This is a genomic window from Micromonospora sp. LOL_015 (assembly GCF_048060275.1).
Classification (GTDB): domain Bacteria; phylum Actinomycetota; class Actinomycetes; order Mycobacteriales; family Micromonosporaceae; genus Micromonospora_E.
Genome location: NZ_JBHMIO010000010.1, coordinates 42,063 through 57,146, shown reverse-complemented (window position 1 = coordinate 57,146; position 15,084 = coordinate 42,063). Strand labels below are relative to the sequence as shown.

Sequence of the window (15,084 nt, the reverse complement as noted above, 5' to 3'; positions counted from 1 at the left end):
CTCGGCGTCGGTCAGCTGCGCCGGAACTGGTAGTTGCGGCCCTTGGCGGCGCGCTGACCGCGACCGGCGAGCCGGTCCGGGCGGACGCTCCTGGCCTGCGGGCCGGAGCCCGGCGCGACGGCGCGGGCAGCGCGGGCAGCGCGCCGACCCTCGGCGGGCAGCGCGTCCTCAGGCAGCGCGACCTCGGGCAGATCGATCTCGGACAGAGTGACCTCGGGCAGCGCGAGTTCACCCGGGGCGTCGTCGGGCACGGTGAACCGGGGCGTCGTCGTGTCTTGTTCTGGTCGTTGCGCCATGTGAGAAGACCTCCTGGCTACGAACCGCCACGCGAACCCGCGGCGGTGACGGGTGAGATGCGGGAGGCGGGCGCCGCAGACACCGACGACAGTCCACAACAGCGGGACCGGGCAGCCGGGACTCAGTGACGCCCGCAGTGCCGACCGGCGGCGGAAACCCCGCACGGCACGGATCGACGGCGACCGCCGAGCGGTCGCGGCACTGCGAAAGGGCGTCAGAAGCGCATGACAATCACGCTAACCGGTGCGGTCCCGCGGCGCACCCGGTTTTCAGACAGTCCGGCGGCGGCGCCGGGACGGCTCGGTGGCTCAGCCCTGCGGGGCGACCGGGTTGGGCAGGGCACCGCCGAAGCGGCGGTCCCGCTGGGCGTACAGCTCGCAGGCGTACCACAGGTGCCGCCGGTCGAAGTCGGGCCAGAGGGTGTCCAGAAAGACCAGCTCGGCGTAGGCCGACTGCCAGAGCATGAAGTTCGACGTCCGCTGCTCGCCGGACGGCCGCAGGAACAGGTCCACCTCGGGCACTTCCGGGTGGTAGAGGTAGCGGGCCAGCATCTTCTCGTTGACCCGGGCCGGATCGACCTTGCCGGCCGCGACGTCCCGGGCGATCGCCGCCGCCGCGTCGGCGATCTCCGCCTGGCCGCCGTAGTTGACGCAGAACTGCAGGGTGAGCGTGCTGTTGTGGCGGGACATCTGCTCGGCGGTCTGCAGCTCGGAGATCACGCTCTTCCACAGCCGGCCGGCCCGGCCCGACCACACCACCCGTACCCCGAGGTCGACCAGCTGGTCGCGGCGGCGGCGGATGACGTCGCGGTTGAAGCCCATCAGGAAGCGGACCTCGTCCGGCGAGCGGCGCCAGTTCTCCGTCGAGAACGCGTACGCCGACAGGTACGGAATGCCCAGCTCGATCGCGCCTTCGACGGTGTCGAACAGCGAGAACTCTCCCTGCTCGTGCCCCTTGGTGCGGGGCAGCCCACGGTCCTTGGCCCACCGGCCGTTGCCGTCCATCACGATCGCCACGTGGTCGGGCAGCGCCTGCTTCGGCAACGCCGGTGGCCGGGCACCGGACGGGTGCGCAGTGGGTGCCACCGGCGGGCGCAGGCCCCTGCCCTTGGTCATGATCAATCTCCTGGGGAACGGTCGACCAACGGCAGCGAGCGTAACCCGCGTTCCAGATGCCACTGCAGGTGCGCCGCCACCAGCCCGCTGCACTCCCGGCGGGTGGCCGGCTCCGAGGTGTCCGCCACCTGCCAGTCGCCGGTGGCCAGGGCGGCCATCAGGTCGATGGTGGCCGGCGCCGGATGGGCCGCGCCGGGTGGTCGGCAGTCCGGGCAGACACACCCCCCGGCCGGTACGGAGAACGCCCGGTGCCGGCCCTGGGTGCCGCACACCGCGCAGTCGCGCAGCGCTGGCGCCCAGCCGGCGAGGGCCATCCCGCGCAGCAGGTACGCGTCGAGCACCAGGGTGCCGGCGTGTTCGCCGTCGGCGAGGGCCCGCAGCGCGCCGAGGGTGAGCTGGAACAGCCGCAGCGACGGCTCCCGTTCCACCGGGGTGAGGCGCTCGGCGGTTTCGACGATCGCGCTGGCCGCCGTGTAGCGCGGATAGTCGGCCAGGAACCGTTTGCCGTACAGGTGCAGCCCTTCGACCTGGCTGACCGTGTGCAGTGAGCTACCGGGCCCGTCGGGGTTCCCGGCGATCTGCAGGTCGACGTGGCCGAACGGCTCCAGCCGGGCGCCGAACCGGGAGGTGGTCCGGCGTACCCCCCGGGCCACCGCCCGCAGCCGGCCGTGCCGGCGGGTCAGCAGGGTGATGATCCGGTCGGATTCGCCCAGCTTCTGTACGCGCAGCACCACCGCGTCGTCGCGGTAGAGCTGGCGGCGGTATCCGGGCACCCGGTCATTGTCCCGTGCCGACCGGGTGTGCCGGCGGCCGGCCCTGATATGGACTCAGGGTCGCGATCCGGGACAGATCCGTGGCCGTGCCGGATGTGTTCTGCCGGTGGCGCTCGTAGCGTCACCGGTATGCCTCCCACCCGTACCACGAGCACCGCGTTCGCCGCCGCGTCGACCGTCGCGCTGCTGGCCGTCGCCTCGGCCGCGTGCACACCGCTTGACTGGCACCAGCTGGACTTCCACGACACCGAGACGGTTCCGATCACCGCGGTGCGGATCGTGGAATCCGGCGACGGCGACGTGCTGGTGCGGACCCGGCCCGGTGACACGGTCGAGATTCAGCGGGTCGTCCGCTACCAGCGTTCCGAGCCGGGTCGGACCTACCGGATCGACGGGACGGTGCTCGAGCTGGACACGTCGTGCGGCTGGCGGTGCGACGTGTCGTACGAGATCGTCGCGCCTCCGGGCGTCTCGGTCGAGGGTGAGAACGGCTCCGGCCAGCTAATGCTGTTTGACGTGTCGGACGTGTCGGTGCGGGTCGGATCGGGGAGTATCACCATCGACCGAGCTACTGGTCGGGTGGACGCGCGGACCGGTTCCGGCGGCATCACCGCGTACCGGCTGTCCGGTCCGGCGGAGCTGCACACCGGTTCCGGCTCGATCGATGGCCGCGATCTCAGCGGCGACGGGGTGGTCGCGACCACCGGCTCCGGAAAGGTGGCACTCACCCTCGGTGACCCGGGTCCGGTGCGTGCCGAGGCGTCCAGTGGGTCGGTGCACGTCACCGTGCCCGCGGGTAGCTTCCGGATCCGGACCGAGACCGGATCCGGATCGGCCGACGTACGAGTGCCGGACGATCCGGACGGCGAGCATCTTATCGACGCGCGGACCGGCAGCGGGAGCATCGTCATCGACCGCAACCGGCCCGGACCAGAGTAGCGTCGCGCAGATACCAGGTCAGAAGCCCAGTTTGCGCAGCTGCCGGGGGTCACGCTGCCAGTCCTTGGCGACCCGCACGTGCAGATCGAGGTAGACCCGGCTGCCGAGCAGCTCCTCGATCTCCCGGCGGGAGCGGGTGCCGACGTCACGCAGCCGGCTGCCGCCGGCGCCGATGACAATCGCCTTCTGACTCGGCCGCTCGACGTAGATGTCGGCATATATCCGAATCAGCGAATCCTCCGGGAGGATCTCCTCGACGATCACCGCGATCGAGTGTGGCAGCTCGTCCCGTACGCCATCCAGCGCGGCTTCCCGGATCAGCTCGCCGATCAGCACCTGCTCGGGCTCGTCGGTGAGCATGTCGTCCGGGTATAGCCGGGGAGATTCGGGCAGGTGGCCGGTCATCACCTCGACCAGGGTCTGCACCTGGTGGCCGGTGGCGGCGCTGACCGGCACCACGTCGGCGAAGTCGCCCAGCTCGCTGACCGCGAGCAACTGTTCGGCGAGCCGGCGCCGGTCGACCAGGTCGGTCTTGGTGACCACCGCCAGCACCGTTGCTTTGAGCTCGGCGATCTCTGCGGTGATGAACCGGTCGCCCCGGCCGACCGGCTCGTTGGCCGGGATGCACAGCCCGATCACGTCGACCTCGCTCCAGGTCTGGCGGACCAGGTCGTTGAGACGTTCGCCGAGCAGCGTCCGCGGCCGGTGCAGCCCCGGGGTGTCGACCAGGACAAGTTGCGACTGCGGCTGGTGCAGTACGCCCCGGATCACGTGCCGGGTGGTCTGCGGCTTGCTGGAGGTGATCGCGATCTTCTGCCCGACGATCGCGTTGGTCAGGGTCGACTTTCCGGCGTTCGGGCGGCCGACGAAACAGGCGAAGCCCGCCCGGAAGGTCTCCGGCGGAGCTGACCCGTGCCGGCTCACTGGCGTACCGTGCCGAGCAGTTTGCCGTCCGGGGCCGCGACGTGGACCGGCGCGTCGGTGGCCAGGTCCCGCACCACCGCGTGGCCGGCACCATCCAAGGTGGATGCTTCGGTAACCACGGCGGCGGCCTCCAGCCGGGTGGCGCCGGACGCGACGGCCGACGCGACCGCCAGCTGCAACGCGGTCAGCGTCAACGACGGCAACGCGACGTTCGCCCCGGCGTAGGTGCGACCATCCTGGTCCCGTACGGCGGCGCCCTCGGCCGCGCCGATCCGGGCCCGGGCACTGCGGGCCAGCACGACCAGCTTGCTGTCCTCGGCGCTGATCTGCTGCTCCGGCTCCGACCCGGCCGGCGCGGCCGACGGCGACTCAGGCATCTGCGTGCTGCCTTTCCTCTGCTCTGGCATGACGGTGGTCTCTGCCACCGGCGGTGCGCTCGGCCGACGGCCCGGCCGGCCGGTCGCCGGTCGACTGGTCGACGGTCCGGCGTACCAGGACGGTGTCCACCCGGTTGCGCCGCCCAGTGGTGCCCTCGGCGACCAGCCAGAGGCCGGCGACGGTGACCTCCGCACCCGGGATCGGCACCCGGCCGAGCACGTGGGCCATCAACCCGCCGACCGTCTCGACCTCGTCGTCGGAGATCTCCACGTCGAACAGCTCGCCGAGGTCCTCGACCGGCAACCGGGCGGTCACCCGGACCCGATCGTCGTCGAGTCGTTCGACCGGTGGCCGCTCGACATCGTACTCGTCGGTGATCTCACCGACGATCTCCTCCAGGATGTCCTCGATGGTGACCAGTCCCCCGGTGCCACCGTACTCGTCGACCACGATCACCAGGTGGGTGCGGGCGGCCTGCATCTCGGAGAGCAGGTCGTCCACCGGCTTGGACTCCGGCACGAACGTCGCCGGACGCATCAGTTCGATCACTGGGACCTCGTCGCTGCCCGGCCCGACCGAGTGGGCCCGACGCACCACGTCCTTGAGGTAGATGATGCCCACCACGTCGTCGACGTTCCCGCCGATCACCGGAATCCGGGAGAAGCCGGACCGCAGGAACAGCGCCAGCGCCTGACGCAACGTCTTGTGCCGTTCGATCCACACCATCTCGGTCCGCGGCACCATCACCTCGCGGGCGATGGTGTCGCCGAGCGCGAACACCGAGTGGATCATCTGGCGCTCGCCGTGCTCCACGACGCCGCGCTGCTCGGCCAGGTCGACCAGCTCCCGCAGCTCGATCTGGGTGGCGAAGGGGCCCTCCCGGAAGCCCTTGCCCGGGGTCACCGCGTTACCGATCAGGATCAGCAGGGAGGCCAGCGGGTTCAGGGCGCGGCCCAGACCGCGCACCAGCGGCGCGGTCGCCCGCGCCACGACGAAGGCGTGCTGGCGGCCGATCGTACGCGGGCCGACCCCGACCACCACGAAGCTGACCACGGTCATCGCCCCGGCGGTGACCAGCGCCGCCGTCCAGCCGGCACCGAAAGTGTCCACGGCGACCAGCGCGACCAGGGTGGTGGCGGTCAGCTCGCAGAGCAGGCGGAGCAGCAGCAGCAGATTGACGTGCCGGACCGCGTCCGCGGCGACGATCTGCAGCGCCCGGGCGGACCGACTACCGTCGCGGGCCAACTCGGCGGCCCGGGCCGGGGAGACGACGACCAACGCCGCCTCGGTCATCGCGATGATTCCGGCCAGCACCACCAGACCGGCGGCGATGACCAACAGTTGCAGGTCCGGCAGCCCGGTGGCTGCCGCAGCGGCGGCCAGCGGGGTGCCGGTGGTATGGCCAGAGTTCACGTGGCCCGGGCTTCCTTCCAGCTGTAGAGCAGGCGAGCCTGCAACTCGAACATCTCACGTTCCTCGTCCGGCTCGGCGTGGTCGTAGCCGAGCAGGTGCAGCACCCCGTGCACGGTGAGCAGGTGGAGCTCGTCGGCGGCGGCGTGCCCGGCGGTGGCCGCCTGCTTGGCGGCCACCTCCGGGCAGAGCACGATGTCGCCGAGCAGCCCCGGCTCGTCCGGGCTCGACTCGCCCGGACCGTGGTCGACGCTGCCCTCGTCCATCGGGAAGGCGAGTACGTCGGTCGGCCCGTCGCCGCCCATCCAGCGGTGGTTGAGCTCGGCCATGTAGTCCTGGTCGACCAGCAGCACCGACAGCTCCGCGAGCGGGTTGACGCCCATCTCGTCCAGCGCGTGACGGGCGACGGCGAGCACCGCGTCGGTGTCGACGTCGATTCCGGACTCGTTGGCGATCTCGATGGACACGTATCTCTCCCGAAGCTCTATCGACGCCGGTTCGCCCGGCCGCCGTGGGCGGTCCGGCCCTGGACCGCGTGGACGCCCTGATTCTGCTGTGCTTCGCGGTCGGCGTCCCACCGGGCGTACGCGTCGACGATGTCGCTGACCAGCCGGTGGCGCACCACGTCGGTGCTGGACAGCTGCGCGAAGTGCACATCGTCCAGGCCGGTGAGGATGTCCCGCACGGTACGCAGCCCGCTGGAGGTGCCACCGGGCAGGTCGACCTGGGTGATGTCGCCGGTGACCACGATCCGGGAACCGAAGCCGAGCCGGGTCAGAAACATCTTCATCTGCTCGGCCGTGGTGTTCTGCGCCTCGTCGAGGATGATGAAGGCGTCGTTGAGGGTCCGACCCCGCATGTAGGCCAGCGGCGCGACCTCGATGGTCCCGGCCGCCATCAGCTTCGGGATGGAGTCGGGGTCGAGCATGTCGTGCAGCGCGTCGTAGAGCGGACGCAGGTAGGGGTCGATCTTCTCGTAGAGCGTGCCGGGCAGGAAGCCGAGCCGCTCACCGGCCTCGACCGCCGGCCGGGTCAGGATGATCCGGTTGACCTGCTTGGCCTGCAGTGCCTGCACCGCCTTGGCCATCGCGAGGTAGGTCTTGCCGGTGCCGGCGGGGCCGATGCCGAAGACGATGGTGTGCGCGTCGATTGCATCCACGTACCGCTTCTGGCCCAGGGTCTTGGGCCGGATGGTCCGCCCGCGCCGAGAGAGGATGTTGAGGGTGAGCACGTCGGCGGGGCGTTCGCTGCCGCCCTGCGCCAGCATGCCGACGGTACGCCGGACCGCGTCGGTGGTCAGCGTCTCGCCCTTGGCGATGAGCTCGAGCAGCTCACTGAACAACCGCTCGGCCACCGCGTTGTCCGACGGCACACCGGTGATGGTGATCTCGTTGCCGCGTACGTGGACGTCGCTGGCGAGGGACTGCTCGACCAGCCGCAGGATCTCGTCGCCTGCGCCGAGCAGGTTGACCATGATCTGCGGGTCCGGGACGGTGATCCTGGTCTGCACCCGGGCCTGCCCGGGAGGTGGAGTGCCGGTCATGGGTCGGCCTGACGGCCTTTCGCACCTGCTTCCATCTCAGCGCCCCGACCCGGTCGGCCGCGGCGGGCGGACTTGCTGCCATCGTATCCGCTCAACGCCCGGCGCAGCGGCTCCATTTCCGCCGGTTGTCACCGGGACAGCAGCGGACCGAGCGGTGCCCCACCGAGCACGTGGGCGTGCACGTGGAACACCTCCTGACCGGCGTACCGGCCGGTGTTGAAGATCAACCGGAAGCCGTCCGCAGCGAGCCCTTCGGCCTGCGCCACCGCGGCCGCCGTGGCCAGCAGCTCGCCCGCGACGGCGGGGTCTGCGGCGGCCAGGGCGGCGACGTCGGGGTGGTGCTGCTTCGGTATCACCAGCGCGTGGGTCGGTGCCTGCGGGTGGAGGTCCCGGAACGCGACCGTGTTGGCCCCGTCGTACAGCAGGGTGGTCGGCAGTTCCCCGGCGGCGATCCGGCAGAAGACACAGTTGTCGCTCACCCGACGGATGGTAGCGGTGATCGGGTCCGGCCGGTCCACCGCCGCGCTACCAGCGCCCCAGCCGACCGGAGAGCAGGGCGAGTGCCGCGACACCGGCGGTCGACGTCCGCAGCACCGCCGGGCCGAGCCGCACCGGCCGGGCCCCGGCGTCGACGAAGGTGGCCAGCTCGGCGTCGTCGATCCCGCCTTCCGGCCCCACCACCAGCAGCACCGACCCGGTGGTCGGCAGGTCGGCGACGGCCAGCCGCTGCTGCGCCGACTCGTGCAGGACGAAGCCGGCGGCGGACGCCGCGCACCGGGCGGCGACCGCGTCGGTGGGCTCGGCCGGCTGCTGGTCGGAGCCGCCGATCGTCGGCAGCCACGGCCGGCGGGCCTGTTTGGTGGCCTCCCGCGCGGTGTCGACCCATCGTCGCCGGGCGCGGGCACCACGGTCGTCGCGCCAGCGGGTCACCGATCGGGCGGCCGCCCACGGGACGATCTCGTCGACCCCGACCTCGGTCATCGCCTGCACCGCCAGCTCACCCCGGTCGCCCTTGGCAATGCCCTGCGCCACCACCAGCCGGGGGTCGGCGGCGCTGACCTGCCCGGTGTCGAGGATCCGCAGGTCGAGCTGGTGCCGGCCGACAGCCTCGACCACCGCGTCGGCGACGCCGCCGCGCCCGTCGGCGAGCCGCAGCCGCTCGCCGAGACGCAGGCGGACCACCGTGGCGGCGTGGTGGCCCTCCGGCCCGTCGAGGGTGTGGGTCGGCCCGGTCGGCAGGCGGTCGACGAGAAACAGTGGGGCGCTCACGTCGGATCGGTCCTCCGCTGCTGCTCGCTGGCCGGACGGCGGGTCAGCCGTGGCCGTTGAACGCGTCGCGCATGCGGGAGAAGAATCCGCCCTGCTTGGTCAGCTCGGCGACCTCCTCGCCCCGGGCCTTGGCGAACTCCCGCAGCGTCCGCTCCTGCTCGGCGTCGAGCTTGGTCGGGGTACGCACGTCGAGGTGCACGTAGAGGTCACCGCGGCCGGTGCCGCGCAGATGCGGCACGCCGCGCCCGCGCAGCCGCAGCGTGGCACCCGGCTGGGTGCCCGGCTTGACGTCCACCGGCTCGTCGCTGTCCAGGGTCCGGATGGTCAGCCGGGTGCCGAGCGCCGCGGCGGTCATCGGCACGGTGACCCGGCAGTGCAGGTCGTCGCCCTTGCGGGAGTAGACGTCGTGCGGCTGCTCGTGGATCTCGACGTACAGGTCACCGGCCGTGCCCCCGCCCGGCCCGACCTCGCCCTGCTGGGCCAGCCGGATCCGCATCCCGTCCTCCACCCCGGCGGGGATCTTGACGGTCAGCGAACGTCGGGTCCGCACCCGGCCGTCGCCGGAACAGGTGGTGCAGGGGTGCGGGATGACGGTGCCGTAGCCCTGGCAGGCGACGCAGGGCCGGGACGAGACCACCTGGCCGAGGAAGGTCCGTTGCACGGACTGGACCTCGCCGCGCCCGCCGCACGCCTCGCAGGTCGCCAGGTGGGTGCCGGCTGCGGTGCCCGCGCCGGAGCATGTGGTGCAGATCACCGCCGTGTCGACGGTGATCGGCGCTTCCACGCCGAACGCGGTGTCGGTCAGATCGAGCTCCAGGCGCAGGATCGCGTCGGCGCCTGGGCGGGTCCGCGACCTCGGCCCACGGGAGCCGGCCGCTGCCCCGAAGAAGGCGTCCATGATGTCCTGGAAGCCGACGAAGGGCCCGGCCCCGCCGGGGCCGCCGCCGGGCGCGCCGCCGGGTGCCAACGGGTCGCCACCGAGATCGACGATCTGCCGCTTCTGGTCGTCGGAGAGCACCTCGTACGCGGCGTTGATGTCCTTGAACTTGTCAGCCGCCACCGGATCCGGATTGACGTCCGGATGGTACTGCCGGGCCAACTTGCGGTAGGCCCGCTTGATGTCGTCAGCGGAGGCGTCCCGGCTCACGCCGAGAATCCCGTAGTAGTCCTTGGCCACTGCGTCTGGTGTCCTCATGTGTCAGTCTCGCATGTGCAGTTCGCCGGGTCGTTTTGATCCTGCCCGCCGGTCAGTTCTGCGCCAGCAGATCGCCGACGTAGCGTGCCACGGCGCGAACCGTGGCGATGGTGCCGGGGTAGTCCATCCGGGTGGGCCCCAGCACGCCGAGGCCACCGACCATAACGGTGCCCGGACCGTAACCGGTGCTGACCACGGATGCGGCCCGCAGGTTGTCAACCTCGTTCTCGTCGCCGATGCGGACCCGCAGGGTGCTCGGCTCCACCTCGCCGATCAGCTTGAGCAGGACGACCTCCTCCTCCAGTGCCTCCAGTATCGGACGCAGGGAGCCCTGGAAGTCGAGTAGTCCCCCTCTGGCCAGGTTAGCGGTCCCGGCCAGGGCGAGGCGTTCCTCGTGCCGCTCGACCAGCGTCTCCAGCAGGACCGTCGAAAGCGTGGTCATCGCCGGTCGCAGGTCCGCTGGCACCTCGTCGACCAACGCCTGGACCAACGGCGGAGTGTCGGAGAGCCGACAGCCGTCGAGCTTCTCGTTGGCCAGCCGACGCAGGTCGGTCACGTCGTCGGCACTGATCGGGGCCGGCAGCTCCACCAGTCGCTGCTCGACCCGGCCGGTGTCGACGATCAGGACCAGCATCAGCCGAGTGGTCGAGATCGGCACCAGCTCCAGGTGCCGGACCGACGACCGGGACAGGCTCGGGTACTGCACCACCGCGACCTGGCGGGTGAGCTGGGCGAGCAGCCGGACGGTGCGGTGCACGACGTCGTCGAGGTCGACGGCGCCGACGAGGAAGCGTTCGATCGCCCTGCGCTCGGCCGGGCTGAGCGGTTTCACCCGGGACAGCCGGTCGACGAACAACCGGTAGCCACGGTCGGTCGGGACCCGCCCGGCGCTGGTGTGCGGCTGCCGAATGTAGCCCTCCTCCTCCAGCACCGCCATGTCGTTGCGGACGGTCGCCGGTGACACTCCAAGCTGGTGCCGCTCGACCAGCGCCTTGCTGCCGACCGGCTCCTGGGTGGCGACGTAGTCCTCGACGATCGCCCGGAGCACGTCGAGTTTGCGGTCGTCGAGACCCATCTGCACCTCCTTCGCCGGCACCGGTCGGACCGGTCACCGGTCGGACCGGTCCGAGGCTACGGTCCCGGCCGTCGCGGCGGCCGGTGGGTGGCCGGACCAACGACGCCCCTGCTGGCACTCGCCGGCTGTGAGTGCCAGCATACGTCGATCGGGCCGGGCCGGCGATGATCAGTTCGCCGGGCGGGGGCGTACCGGGCGATATGTCACCAAGCGCACTCACCCGGGTCGGATCGGTCGGCCGGCGGGGCTCCGCAAGCCGGCCGGCGGGCCAGAGAAGCCGGCCGGCGGGCCCCACACAAGCCGACCGACCAGCGGAGACGGCCTGCCCGGACGGGAAAATCGTCGGCGGGGCTAACTGGCGCGGCTTGATCCCTCCCCCTACCGTGTCGGGCATGACTGAACCACCTCGCCCACCAGGGGAGAACGGTCCCGGCGGCATGCCGCAGGACCCCAACTCCCCGCCGCCACCTCCAGCGTCCTACTCGATGCCGGGCGAGGCCTCCTCTCCCGGATACCCCCCGCCGCCCGGCGGCGCGAGCCCGCCCCCCGGCGGATACCCCCCGCCCGGCGGTTTTCCGCCTGGCGGTCCGGCGTACGGAGGTCAACCCCCGTCCGGTTACGCCACCAACGACGACAAGACCTGGGCGCTGATCGCCCACTTCGGTGGCGCCCTGGGCGCGTTCATCAGCTTCGGGCCGCTCGGCTTCGTCGGCCCGCTGATCGCCTACCTGGTCAAGGGTCAGCAGTCACCGGCCGTACGGGCGCACGCGCTGGCCGCGCTCAACTTCCAGATCCTCTGGTCGGCGATCGCCTTCGTGCTGCTCTTCATCAGCTGGTGCCTGCTGTTCATCCCCAGCCTGGTGGTGTTCGCGATCCAGATCATCTTCGGGATCATCGCGGGCGTGAAGGCCAACGAGGGGACGCTGTACAAGTACCCGATGTCCGCCAATTTCATCAAGTGACGCCGCTCGCCCCCGGATCCGTAACCGGCTCCGGGGGCGTCACGGTGGTGACAACGGGCCATCCCACGGAGAGTCGCCCAGCAGCGGTTTCACGGCAGCAGGTCCCGCACGACCGCGTCGGCCAGCAGCCGACCGCGCAGGGTCAGCACCGCCTGCCCGGCGGCGAGTGCGCCGGGGTCGAGCAACCCGTCGTCGCCGGCCTGGCGGGCCGCGCCCCGGCCGGCCGGGGCCAGTCGCGTCAGCGGCAGCCCACTGGCCAGACGCAACCCCAGCATCACCTCTTCGACCTGCTGCTCGGTGCCGGTGAGCAGTTCCCGGCCGTGGCCGGGCGACCGGCCGGCGGCCAGCCGCTCGGCGTACGACCGGGGATGCCGCACGTTCCACCAGCGGACCCCGCCGACGTGGCTGTGCGCCCCCGGCCCGAGCCCCCACCAGTCGCCGCCGGTCCAGTACAACAGGTTGTGCCGGCACCGGCCGGCGGCCGAGCGGGCCCAGTTCGACACCTCGTACCAGTCGAATCCGGCGCCGGACAGGGCCGATTCGGCGGCGAGGTAGCGGTCGGCGGCGACGTCGTCGTCGGGATACGGCAGTTCGCCGCGCCGCATCCGGGCCGCCAACCGGGTGCCGTCCTCGACGATCAGCGCGTACGCGCTGACGTGGTCCACCCCGGCCGCCACCGCCGCCGCCAGCGACTCGTCGAAGTCCGCCGCGCTCTCCCCCGGCGTACCGTAAATCAGGTCGAGATTGACATGCTCGAATCCGGCGTCCCGGGCCTCCCGGGCGGCGGTGACCGCGCGCCCGGGCGCGTGCCGGCGGTCCAGCACGGCGAGCACCGCCGCCGCGGTCGACTGCATGCCGAGCGACACCCTGGTGTAGCCGGCGGCCCGCAGCGCCCGCAGCGACGCCGGGGTCACCGACTCCGGGTTGGCCTCGGTGGTGACCTCCGCGTCGGCGGCCAGCCTCCAGGTGGCGTCGATCGCGTCGAGCAGCCGGGCCAGCGCGTCGGCCGGCAGCAGGCTCGGCGTGCCGCCGCCGACGAAGACCGTGTCCACCTGCTGTGGCGGGCGGGCGGCCAGGACCTTCGCGGCCAGTTCCAGCTCGGCCAGCACGGCGTCCAGGTACTCGCCGATCGGCGCGCTGCCGCCGAGTTCGGCGGGCGTGTACGTGTTGAAGTCGCAGTAGCCGCAGCGGGTGGCGCAGAACGGCACGTGCAGATAGACCCCGAAGCCGCGCCGGCCGCTGCGGGCGAGCGCGGACGGCGGCAGCGCCCCGTCGGCGGGCACCGGCGTACCGGCGGGTGGTGCTTTCGGCATGGGACTAGTGTGCCGGCATGGATGAGCCCCGACCCACCAGGTCCGCGCAGCCACTGATCCGTACGGCCACCGCCGCCGGGATCGCCACCCTGACCCTGGACAGCCCGGGCAACCGCAACGCGCTGTCCACCCCGTTGATGACCGAACTGCTCGCCGGCCTGGCCGAGGCGGTCGCCGACCCGCAGGTCCGGGTGGTGGTGCTGAGCCACACCGGTCCGGTCTTCTGCTCCGGCGCCGATCTGAAGGAGACCGCCGAGGCGTACGCGACCCGGCGGGTACCGGTCGGGATGCTCGGCGACGTACTGGCGGCGCTCTGGGAGTGCCCCAAGCCGGTGGTGGCCCGGGTCGGCGGCCCGGCGCGGGCCGGCGGGCTGGGGCTGATCGCCGCGGCCGACATCGCGATCTGCGACGCGGCGGCCACCTTCGCCTTCACCGAGGTACGGCTCGGAGTGGTCCCGGCTGTGATCTCCGCCACTGTGCTGCGCCGGCTGCAGCCGCGGGCAGCGGCGCAGCTGTACCTCACCGGTGAGCTGTTCGACGGTGCCCGGGCGGCGCAGATCGGTCTGGTCAGCGCCGCCGTACCGGCCGGGGAGTTGGACCCCGCGGTGACGGCGAGCTGCGCTGCACTGGTCCGGGGCGCCCCGGACGCCCTGGCCGGCACCAAGCAGCTGCTCCGCCGCACCCCGGCGGCGGAAATCCGGGCCGATACGGCCGAACTGCGTGAGCTTTCCACCGGATACTTCCTCTCCGAAGAGGGCCGCGAGGGCGTACGGGCGTTCCGCGACAAACGCGACCCGAGCTGGCTGCCGGGGCGGTGACCATGGATAGTCGCCCCGAAACGGGGTATCTCCGGCGTAAGGGGTCGAGGCGTACGGCGTAAGGGCCGGCGTACGACAAGTGCGGGACCCGCTCCCGCTGGACGACACAACCGTCCCTGGTGTACCAAAGGTCCCAGCAACACGCGTGGGGGTGACGGTGCGGGCTCGGACGGTGCTGGTGCTGGTCGCCGTGCTGGCGGCAATCGCCCTGTTGGGCGGGGTCGGCCTGGGCCGGTGGATCGGCGATTTCGCGTTGCCCGGTGGCTGGCGGGGCTGCACGGTCAAGCTGCCCGACTCCATGCCCGGGGCTGGCGACAGCCAACTGCGTCGGGTGTCGCTCGATCCGGAGCAGATGGCGAATGCCGCGACGATCGCGGCGATCGGGGTGCAGCGGGGGCTGCCGCCCCGTGCCGTGGTGGTGGCGCTAGCGACCGGGTTCCAGGAGTCCAAGCTGCGCAACCTGACCGGCGGCGACCGGGATTCGGTCGGGTTGTTCCAGCAGCGGCCCAGCCAGGGGTGGGGCACGGTCGAGCAGATCCGCGACACCAGGTTCGCGACGAACGCGTTCTACGCCGGCCTGGAACGGGTCCGGGGTTGGCAGGACATGCGGGTCACCGACGCCGCGCAGGCCGTCCAGCGGTCGGCCTTCCCCGAGGCGTACGAGAAGTGGACTGACGAGTCGCAGGTGCTCACCGTAGCGCTGCTCGGCGAGGCCACCGGCGCGGTTGCCTGCACGGTGACCCGGGATCCGGTGATGCGGGGCGCCGAGGCGACGGCGGCGCTCACCGACGGACTGCGGCTGGACTGGGGCGGCCTGGAGTCACTGCTACCGGCGTCCAACACGCCATCGCTGAGCGTCCCGGTGGAGAACACGCAGGTCGGGTGGCGATATGCGCACTGGCTCGTATCCCATGCCACTGATCATGGCGTCAAAAGGGTCACGTTCGGCGATCAGGAATGGACTGCGATAGGCGGCAGTTGGTCGTCGATTTCCGGCGGGGACATCGAGACCGGGCGGGTGATGGTGGAGGTTTTCGCCTGACGTCGACAACCGGTCCCCTGGTTGCATATCT

The 15,084-nt window shown here is 71.7% G+C and carries 17 protein-coding genes; 4 read left to right on the top strand and 13 right to left on the bottom strand.

The genetic code is table 11. The features are described 5' to 3' along the window. Positions 1–11: 11 nt before the first annotated feature. The 3 genes from ACFHWU_RS11640 to recO form a co-directional block, all read right to left on the bottom strand. A complete protein-coding gene (locus tag ACFHWU_RS11640) occupies positions 12–296 on the bottom strand; it encodes a hypothetical protein (RefSeq protein ID WP_416554395.1) in 285 nt (94 codons plus the stop codon). A gap of 309 nt (positions 297–605) precedes the next feature. Beyond that, positions 606–1,412 carry an isoprenyl transferase gene (locus ACFHWU_RS11635; RefSeq protein ID WP_416554393.1) on the bottom strand — a complete coding sequence of 269 codons (807 nt, stop codon included), beginning with the start codon at positions 1,410–1,412 and terminating at the stop codon, positions 606–608. A gap of 2 nt (positions 1,413–1,414) precedes the next feature. Further along, positions 1,415–2,185: a DNA repair protein RecO gene (recO, locus tag ACFHWU_RS11630; protein WP_416554391.1), complete on the bottom strand. Its 771-nt coding sequence runs from the start codon at positions 2,183–2,185 to the stop codon at positions 1,415–1,417. A gap of 129 nt (positions 2,186–2,314) precedes the next feature. Between recO and ACFHWU_RS11625 the strand changes: the two genes are divergently transcribed. Next, complete coding sequence (locus ACFHWU_RS11625; protein ID WP_416590554.1) at positions 2,315–3,124, top strand: DUF4097 family beta strand repeat-containing protein; 810 nt, start codon at positions 2,315–2,317, stop codon at positions 3,122–3,124. An 18-nt stretch (positions 3,125–3,142) separates the two neighbouring features. Here the strand turns inward: ACFHWU_RS11625 and era are convergent, their stop codons facing one another. From era to hrcA, 9 genes are all read right to left on the bottom strand, one after another. Continuing rightward, positions 3,143–4,048 (bottom strand): GTPase Era, encoded by a 906-nt coding sequence (gene era, locus ACFHWU_RS11620; RefSeq protein ID WP_416554387.1) that lies wholly within the window; start codon positions 4,046–4,048, stop codon positions 3,143–3,145. Beyond that, positions 4,045–4,425, bottom strand: a complete 381-nt coding sequence (locus ACFHWU_RS11615; RefSeq protein ID WP_416554385.1) for a cytidine deaminase — start codon at positions 4,423–4,425, stop codon at positions 4,045–4,047. Before ACFHWU_RS11615 ends, era begins: the two co-directional genes overlap by 4 nt. Continuing rightward, entirely contained in the window at positions 4,418–5,839 is a 1,422-nt protein-coding gene (locus ACFHWU_RS11610) for a hemolysin family protein (protein ID WP_416554383.1), read from the bottom strand. The genes ACFHWU_RS11615 and ACFHWU_RS11610 overlap by 8 nt, the downstream gene beginning before the upstream one ends. Further along, positions 5,836–6,303, bottom strand: a complete 468-nt coding sequence (gene ybeY / locus ACFHWU_RS11605; protein ID WP_416554381.1) for an rRNA maturation RNase YbeY — start codon at positions 6,301–6,303, stop codon at positions 5,836–5,838. Before ybeY ends, ACFHWU_RS11610 begins: the two co-directional genes overlap by 4 nt. A 17-nt stretch (positions 6,304–6,320) precedes the next feature. Further along, positions 6,321–7,379 (bottom strand): PhoH family protein, encoded by a 1,059-nt coding sequence (locus tag ACFHWU_RS11600; RefSeq protein WP_278170666.1) that lies wholly within the window; start codon positions 7,377–7,379, stop codon positions 6,321–6,323. Between the two features lie 128 nt (positions 7,380–7,507). Continuing rightward, positions 7,508–7,858, bottom strand: a complete 351-nt coding sequence (locus ACFHWU_RS11595; RefSeq protein WP_416590553.1) for an HIT domain-containing protein — start codon at positions 7,856–7,858, stop codon at positions 7,508–7,510. Positions 7,859–7,904: 46 nt separating this feature from the next. Further along, positions 7,905–8,648, bottom strand: a complete 744-nt coding sequence (locus ACFHWU_RS11590) for a 16S rRNA (uracil(1498)-N(3))-methyltransferase (protein WP_416590552.1) — start codon at positions 8,646–8,648, stop codon at positions 7,905–7,907. A 43-nt stretch (positions 8,649–8,691) separates the two neighbouring features. Continuing rightward, positions 8,692–9,825 (bottom strand): molecular chaperone DnaJ, encoded by a 1,134-nt coding sequence (gene dnaJ / locus ACFHWU_RS11585; RefSeq protein ID WP_416554567.1) that lies wholly within the window; start codon positions 9,823–9,825, stop codon positions 8,692–8,694. A 70-nt stretch (positions 9,826–9,895) separates the two neighbouring features. Continuing rightward, positions 9,896–10,918 (bottom strand): heat-inducible transcriptional repressor HrcA, encoded by a 1,023-nt coding sequence (gene hrcA, locus ACFHWU_RS11580; protein WP_416554376.1) that lies wholly within the window; start codon positions 10,916–10,918, stop codon positions 9,896–9,898. 392 nt (positions 10,919–11,310) lie between these two features. On the opposite strand from hrcA, the gene ACFHWU_RS11575 reads away from it, so the two are divergent. Further along, positions 11,311–11,880 (top strand): DUF4870 domain-containing protein, encoded by a 570-nt coding sequence (locus ACFHWU_RS11575; RefSeq protein WP_416590551.1) that lies wholly within the window; start codon positions 11,311–11,313, stop codon positions 11,878–11,880. Between the two features lie 89 nt (positions 11,881–11,969). Here ACFHWU_RS11575 and hemW read toward each other — a convergent pair whose 3' ends face one another. Continuing rightward, positions 11,970–13,193, bottom strand: coding sequence for a radical SAM family heme chaperone HemW (hemW, locus tag ACFHWU_RS11570; RefSeq protein ID WP_416590550.1), 1,224 nt, complete (start codon positions 13,191–13,193; stop codon positions 11,970–11,972). Between the two features lie 17 nt (positions 13,194–13,210). Here hemW and ACFHWU_RS11565 point away from each other — a divergent pair, with 17 nt between their 5' ends. Together ACFHWU_RS11565 and ACFHWU_RS11560 are read left to right on the top strand one after the other, a co-directional pair. Then, positions 13,211–14,011, top strand: a complete 801-nt coding sequence (locus tag ACFHWU_RS11565; RefSeq protein ID WP_416554370.1) for an enoyl-CoA hydratase-related protein — start codon at positions 13,211–13,213, stop codon at positions 14,009–14,011. A 151-nt stretch (positions 14,012–14,162) separates the two neighbouring features. Continuing rightward, on the top strand, positions 14,163–15,053 hold the full coding sequence (locus ACFHWU_RS11560) for a hypothetical protein (RefSeq protein WP_416554565.1): 891 nt from the start codon (positions 14,163–14,165) through the stop codon (positions 15,051–15,053). Positions 15,054–15,084 lie beyond the last annotated feature (31 nt).